The sequence below is a fragment of the Pseudomonas sp. DW-iso17 genome (assembly GCF_058725345.1).
In genome coordinates this window covers 1-7,271 of record NZ_JBZXEA010000039.1, presented here as the reverse complement: position 1 = coordinate 7,271, position 7,271 = coordinate 1, and the positions used below count along the sequence as shown (strand labels likewise).

Sequence of the window (7,271 nt, the reverse complement as noted above, 5' to 3'; positions counted from 1 at the left end):
CTTGAAAGGGCTGGCTTTTACAGCGGCTCACTTTTGAAAAGCGCAAAAGTAAGCAAAACGCTCTTGCCCCACCACTCGGCACCTCGCTTGGGCTCGGTGTGCCCGTAATCCGCCAGTGATTTGGGGGGCCGCCGCCACGCGCCATCCATGGCGCGGGGCGGCTAAACCGGCATCCCTGCCGGTTTACCCCCCAAATCCCTGTCGAATTCCGGCCAGCGTGGTTTGACGGGGCGCCTGAGATCAAAAGCAGATCAAGAGCAAGATCAAGAGCGGCTCGCTTCGCATCGTGGTTACCTGGGCGGCACATTTGACTTCTCTGTCGATTGAACCGCCGCCTTCGCAGGCAAGCCAGCTCCCACAGGTTGAGTGAGGTCATTTCAGCTCATTTGTACCCTCCAGAAGCCTGTAAACCCCGCTTTGACAGGCTCTGCCCGCAACCTTGTCACAGAACCGTCACGCCTCATCCCTAGCTTGCCCTCCCAGTTGCCAGGCCCTTTGCCTGGCGCCAACGGATTCTTGGGGAGGGTTTCATGTACAAGCGCACCGGGCTCGTCAGCTTTACGCTTACCGCCTTGGCTCTGGCGATAGCCTGCGAGCGGCTCAACGCCGCCGAAGCGGCGACCGAGCATGTCGATGTGGTCGGCCAAGCCGCTGCGATCGACAGCGCCCTCAAGGAGCAGCGCTCTTCCGACAGTATCAAGAGCGTGGTGCATGCCGACGGCGTCGCCCAGTTGCCGGATGAGAACGTTGCCGAGGCGGTGCAGCGCTTGCCGGGCATCAGCGTTGAACGTGACCAGGGCGAAGGCCGCTTTGTCAGCGTGCGCGGCCTGGGCCCGGACCTCAACAGCGTGACCATCAACGGCACCCTGGTGCCATCCCCCGAGAGCGAACGCCGCGCCGTGGCCCTCGATGTTCTGCCTTCGGAATTGGTGCAGTCGCTGTCGGTGATCAAGACGCTCACACCGGACATGGACGCCAACTCCCTCGGCGGCACTGTCGATGTGAAGAGCCTCTCGGCGTTCGACCACAAGGGCCTGTTCTACACCGGCAGCACCGAGGCCAGTTATGACAAGAACACGCACCAGACCAGCCCGAAATTCTCCGGCGCCGCCAGTAACCGGTTCAGCCTCGGCGACGGTATCGACAACTTTGGTGTGGCTGCGGCCCTCAGTTGGCAGAAGCGTGATTTTGGCTCGGACAATGTCGAAACTGGCGGCGCCTGGGACTTCACCAACGGCGCCCGGCTCAACGAATTCGAGCAGCGCGACTATGACATCAGTCGTGAACGCGCCGGTGGTGGCCTTAACTTCGATTACAAGCCCGATGACCTGAGCAGCTACTACCTGCGCACGCTCTATAGTCGCTACAAAGACACCGAAACCCGCAACGCCGCCAGCCTCGAGTTCGCTGACCCGCAAGCGCCCGGTGAATTGGGCGAAGCCGAGGGCAAACGCAAGCTCAAGAACCGCGAGGAAACCCAGCAAATCCAGTCCTACGTATTGGGCGGTGAACGCCTGCTCGGCCTGTGGACCTTGAGCGGCCAGGCCGGTTACAGCCGTTCCAGCGAAGACAGCCCGGGGCATATTGCCGGTGCGACCTTCGATGGCGGTGATTTTGCCCACAGCGGCTTTTACGACAAGGCCAAGCCGCGGCCCATCGTTGGTAGCGGTTTCTACGACCCTGCCAATTTCAGCCTCGACAAAGTCGACTGGGAAAAGCAGCACACCCAGGACACCGAGAAAAACCTGCGCCTGGACCTGGCGCGCGACTACGACCTGCGCGGTTACGCATCCCAGTTCAAGTTCGGCGGCAAGGTGAGCCGACGCCACAAGGACAATGACCTGGAGGCCTGGGTCTACAAGGACCTGGATGAAGAGGGCTTGAGCGATGAACAACTCAACCTCACGCAGTTCCAGAAGAGCAGCGTCGACTACCGTCTCGGCCGCTTTGGCCCAGGCATCAGCGCGAGCAATATCCGCCAGTTGATCGGCGGCCTCAATCGCGATGACTTCTATGACCCCACCGAATCCACGGTCAACGACTTCACCATCCGCGAAGACATCAACGCCGGCTACCTGATGAACACCGTCGATATTGACGACTGGCGCTTCATTGCCGGCATGCGTTACGAGGGCACTGAATTCGAAGCCAAGGGCACCGGCGCCACGGACGGCCAGTTCAGCGCCACCGAGACCAAGCGCCGTTATCACCATTGGCTGCCGGGCTTGCATGCGCGCTACCAGATTGACAAGAACACCCAAGTGCGCGCCGCCTGGACCAAATCGGTGGTGCGTCCGACCTTTGGCCAACTGGCCCCAGGTTTTGTGATCGACGATGACGAAGCCACCTTCGGCAACCCGGACCTCAAGCCTCTGGAGTCGAGCAACCTGGACCTGGGCATCGAACATTTCATGGGCCGTGCCGGTACCGTGTCGGCATTCGTGTTCTACAAAGACATCCAGAACTTCGTCTACAACACCGATGTCGCCGGTACCGGGGCCTGGGCCAACTTCGCCGAGGCGCACACCTTTGCCAACGGCGACAGCGCCAAACTCTATGGCCTGGAGTTGGCCTACTCACAGAAGTTCGACTGGCTGCCTGCGCCGTGGAACGGCTTGATGATCGGCGCCAACAGCACCTTCAGCCGTTCCAGCGCGGACATCGAGGGCTTCGACAGTGCCAGCGGGCGCAATCGCAAGCGCAACATCAGCCTGCCCAACCAATCGGACACGGTCGGCAACCTGATGCTCGGTTGGGAAGACGACACCCTCAGCCTGCGTCTCTCGGCCAATTACAAATCGGCCTACCTGTACGAGTTGGCGTCGATCAACGACAAGGCCCATGACCTGCACGTCGACGCGCAAACCTTCGTTGATTTCAGCGCGCGCTACTCGCTGACCAAGAACCTGCAGGTCAGCTTCGAGGCACAGAACCTCACCGATGAGTCGTACTTCGTCTACACCGGCCACCGCAGCTACAACGGCCAGTACGAAGAGTACGGCCCCACCTACAAGCTGGGCCTGACATTCACCCATTTCTAACGATAACGCGTGCATCCTGAAGGATTTGTCTGTTCATGAGAATTTCCAAGCTGTGCCTGCTGGTCGTACTGGTTAGCAGCGCCAATGCGTTCGCCACTGACCTACCGTTGACCCCGTGGGCACCGAGCCTGAACGCCCAAGCCGTTGCCTTCCTGCCCGGCGGCACCCAGCGCGTAGCGGCCAGTGCCCGCGACGGCCTGCTGCTGCTCGACGATAACGGCGTCGAACTGGCCCGCTTCAAAGGCCGTTTCAGCAGCCTCGACATACGCACTGGCGGCACTCAATCGCTGATCGCCAGCCTCGACAACGACCGCCAGCAGGCCTTGCTGATCGGCCTCGATGGCGCCGGCAAAACCTGGGGTACGCCGCTGTACCTGCCGCCCCGCGACTTTGCGGTAAACAGCCTGTGCCTCTATCGCGATGCGGCGGCCAACCTGTTTGTGTTTCTGGTCGGTGAAGAGGGCAAGGGCGAACAGTGGCTGGTGGGCAATGGTGCGACCCTGTTGGCCCAGGCGCAGCGTGTTCGCAGCCTGCCACTGCCTCCATCGGCGCAATACTGCCAAGTGGACGATGCGACCGAGCGATTGGTGGTGAATGAGCAAAACGTCGGCTGGTGGGCCTACCCGGCGCACCCGGAAGCCGAGGTGAAGCGCACGCCCGTGGCGCTGTTCGACGATCCCCAGCGCGAAGCCGGCGTCATGGCGCTGGTGCCGGGCGGGATGCTCGCGCTGGACCCGAAAACCGCGCAATTGCACCTGTTCCAGCAAGTCGGGGAACGTTGGGTTGAGCAACCCAGCCTGGCCTTGCCGGGCCTCAAGGAACCGGAGCAGTTGGTAATACAGGGCCGGCAGGTGCTGGTGCGGGACGACAACAGCGGCCAGCTCTATCAGGGCCGTCTCGACTGGCAAGCCACGCCGGTGCCGGTTGCGCCGATACTTGCCCAAGTCGCTGCACTGCGCCAGACCGAACCCGTGGGTCGCCAGGGCGACGCGGCGGATGACCCGGCCATCTGGATTCACCCGGAAACACCGGCCAAAAGCCGTGTGCTGGGGACCAACAAGAAACAGGGCCTGCTGGCCTACGATCTCGACGGCAAGCTGCTGCAGGAACTGGCAGTGGGGCGCCTGAACAATGTCGACCTACGCCCAGGCTTCAAACTGGGTACGCACACCGTCGACCTGGCCGTGGCGAGTAACCGCGACCGCAACAGCCTGAGCCTGTTCAGCATCGACCGTCAGAGCGGCGAGCTGCGTGAAGCCGGTGAGGTCTCCACGCCACTCAAGGACATCTACGGCATCTGCCTGTACCAGCCCGCCAGCGGTGAACTCTACGCATTTGCCAATGACAAGGATGGCACCTTCCTGCAATACCGCCTGAGTGCACCGGCTGGCCGTGTGCAGGGCGAGTTGGTGCGTCAGTTCAAGGTCGACAGCCAACCCGAGGGCTGTGTGGCCGATGACCAGCGCCAACGCTTGTTTATCGGTGAGGAAGATGTCGGCGTGTGGGCGATGGATGCCCGTGCCGACCAACCGGCCATGCTCACTTCGGTGATCAATGTCGGCGCGCAACTGCACGCGGATGTCGAAGGCCTGGCGCTGTATCAAAGCCCCGCACGGGATTACCTGGTGATCTCCAGCCAAGGCAATGACAGCTACCTGGTGCTGGACGCCGAGCCGCCATTCGCTGTGCGCGGCGCCTTGCGCGTTGGCCTCAATGCGGCCGCCGGCATTGATGGCGCCTCGGAAACCGATGGCCTGGAGGTCACTGCCGTCAACCTCGGCGGGCCATGGAGCCAGGGCATGCTGGTGGTGCAGGACGGGCGCAAGCGCATGCCCGAGCAAGCCCAGAACTTCAAGTTCGTGCCCTGGGCCGAGGTGAGCCGTGCGTTGAAATTACCCTGAGCTGTCATCACGCAGTCATCCGTTTTTAATCGAATAGGAGCTTCACCATGCACGCGACGATGGAACATATGACGATCTGGAGCTTGATCAGCGACGCCAGCCTGTTGGTCAAGGCTGTGATGGTCACTTTGCTGCTGGCGTCCTTGCTCAGTTGGTACCTGATCATTCAGCGCAGCAGTGTGCTGCGTGGTCTGGAACGCCAGCTTGACGGCTTCCTGGCGCGCTTTCGCGTGGCGTCGGACCTGCAACCCTTGTATCGCGAAACCGTGCAGGCGGGCGAGGGCGGTGTGGCGCCGATCTTTATTGCCGGCATGCAGGAATACCAGCACTTGCACCACCACGATCCGGCAGTGCTCGAGGGTGTGGAGCGCGCCTTGCAGGTAGCGATCACCGAGCAGGAGCTGGAGCTGGAAAAGGGCTTGCAGTTTCTGGCCACGGTGGGGTCGGTCAGCCCCTACATCGGCCTGTTCGGGACCGTGTGGGGCATCATGAATTCGTTCCTCGGCTTGTCCCAGGTGCAACAGGCCACCCTATCGACCGTGGCACCGGGTATTGCAGAAGCCTTGATTGCCACGGCCATTGGCCTGTTTGCGGCGATTCCGGCAGTGGTCGCCTATAACCGCTTTGCGGCACGCAGCCAGACCTTGCTCACGCGCTACTACGCTTTTGGCAATGAGCTGCAAGTGCACCTGCACCGCACACTGCGCGGTACCTCGAACAACCTGGCCGTGGCCGCCTGAACAAGGAGCAAAGCGATGTTGATCAGGCCGCAACGCAAGCACGGGCCCAAGGCCGAGATGAATGTGGTGCCCTACATCGACGTGATGCTGGTGCTGCTGGTGATTTTCATGGTCACCGCGCCCATGCTCACCCAGGGCGTGAAGATCGAACTGCCCAAGGTCGCCGCCGAGGCACTGGCCACCGATACGCGCCAGCAGATCCTGACGTTATCGGTGAAGGCGGACGGTGGCTACTACTGGAACCTGGGGGGCGAACTGGAGACCCGCCAGCAGACCGACAGCGCGGTGACCCTGGAAGAAATGAGCGCCAAGGTCATGCAGGTGGTGGCGGCGCGCAGCGATACCCAGGTGTATATCCGCGCTGATGACAATGCCGGTTATGGCCGTGTGGTGGCGGCCATGGCGGTGCTGCAGAAGGGCGGCATCAGCAATCTTGGGCTGGTGACAGAGGCCCCACAATGACGGTGATGATCATGCACAGTCCGGCACTGGCCTTGGCGCCTGACAGCGATGGTTTCTGGCGTAAAAGCCTGGCAGCGAGCCTGGCCGTGGCGCTGCATGGTGCGGTGGCAGTGGCGTTGATGCTGGGCTGGTCAACGGAGCGACCGGGGGTGCCAGCGCCACGGGTGATGCACACGCAGTGGGTGGTTTTACCCGCGCCGGCGCCTGCTCCGACACCTGAACCCGTCGCTGCCGCACTGCCAGAACCTGTTGCCATCCCGGTACCAACCAAACCGACGGTCGATCCGCAGGTCCAGGCGCAAAAGCTCGAGAAAGCCGCGCTGGCGCGCAAGCGGGTGGAAGAAAAGAAACTCGAGCAACAACAGCAGCGCATGGCGACCGAGCAGCGCAATCAGGCGTTGGAACAGCAGCGTCTGAGTCAGGCGCGTGCCGCTTCGGAAAAAGCCCGAGCCGCCGTGCCTGTGCCTACCCCTGCATTCGACAGCCGCCAGTACCAACCCTTGAGCAAGGCCGCCCCCGACTACCCCGAACGCGCCTTGGACAAGAACATCGAAGGCGACTGTTCGGTGGAGTACACCGTCAACACCCAGGGCCACGTGGAAAACCCCAAGGTGCTGGACGGCTGTCACCCGTTGTTCATTCGGCCCTCATTGGCGGCGGCCAATACTTTTCGCTACCAGCCGAGAATCGTCGATGGCAAGGCTGTTGCCGTACCGGCAGTGCGCAACACCTTCCACTACCGCATCAAATGAGCTTCTCCAGCCACCTCCCCAAAACCTGTGGGAGCTGGCTTGCCTGCGATAGCGGTGGCTCAGTTGAATATTCAGTGACTGACACACCGCCTTCGCGGGCAAGCCCGCTCCCACAGGGGATCTGTGCCAGGCGCTGATTTTGTGGGCAATACATGACCAATGTGGGAGCTGGCTTGCCTGCGATAGCGGTGGCTCAGTTGAATATTCAGTGACTGACACACCGCCTTCGCGGGCAAGCCCGCTCCCACAGGGGATCTGTGCCGGGCGCTGATTTTTTGTGGGCAATGCATGACTAGTGTGGGAGCTGGCTTGCCTGCGATAGCGGTGGCTCAGTTGAATATTCAGTGACTGACACACCGCCTTCGCGGGCAAGCC

At 61.9% G+C, this 7,271-nt stretch carries 5 protein-coding genes; all 5 read left to right on the top strand.

Features of this window, described 5'->3' with window-relative positions:
- The first annotated feature begins 530 nt into the window (after positions 1–530).
- The 5 genes from AC4PS6_RS20890 to AC4PS6_RS20870 are packed head-to-tail and all read left to right on the top strand — an operon-like array spanning position 531 to position 6,896.
- Positions 531–3,041, top strand: a complete 2,511-nt coding sequence (locus tag AC4PS6_RS20890) for a TonB-dependent receptor (protein ID WP_014718162.1) — start codon at positions 531–533, stop codon at positions 3,039–3,041.
- Between the two features lie 35 nt (positions 3,042–3,076).
- A complete protein-coding gene (locus AC4PS6_RS20885; RefSeq protein ID WP_336827528.1) occupies positions 3,077–4,942 on the top strand; it encodes a phytase in 1,866 nt (621 codons plus the stop codon).
- 47 nt (positions 4,943–4,989) lie between these two features.
- Positions 4,990–5,682, top strand: a complete 693-nt coding sequence (gene tolQ, locus AC4PS6_RS20880; protein WP_014718164.1) for a protein TolQ — start codon at positions 4,990–4,992, stop codon at positions 5,680–5,682.
- Positions 5,683–5,697: 15 nt separating this feature from the next.
- Positions 5,698–6,144 carry a protein TolR gene (tolR, locus tag AC4PS6_RS20875; protein WP_020302089.1) on the top strand — a complete coding sequence of 149 codons (447 nt, stop codon included), beginning with the start codon at positions 5,698–5,700 and terminating at the stop codon, positions 6,142–6,144.
- Complete coding sequence (locus AC4PS6_RS20870) at positions 6,141–6,896, top strand: energy transducer TonB (RefSeq protein WP_014718166.1); 756 nt, start codon at positions 6,141–6,143, stop codon at positions 6,894–6,896. The genes tolR and AC4PS6_RS20870 overlap by 4 nt, the downstream gene beginning before the upstream one ends.
- Positions 6,897–7,271 lie beyond the last annotated feature (375 nt).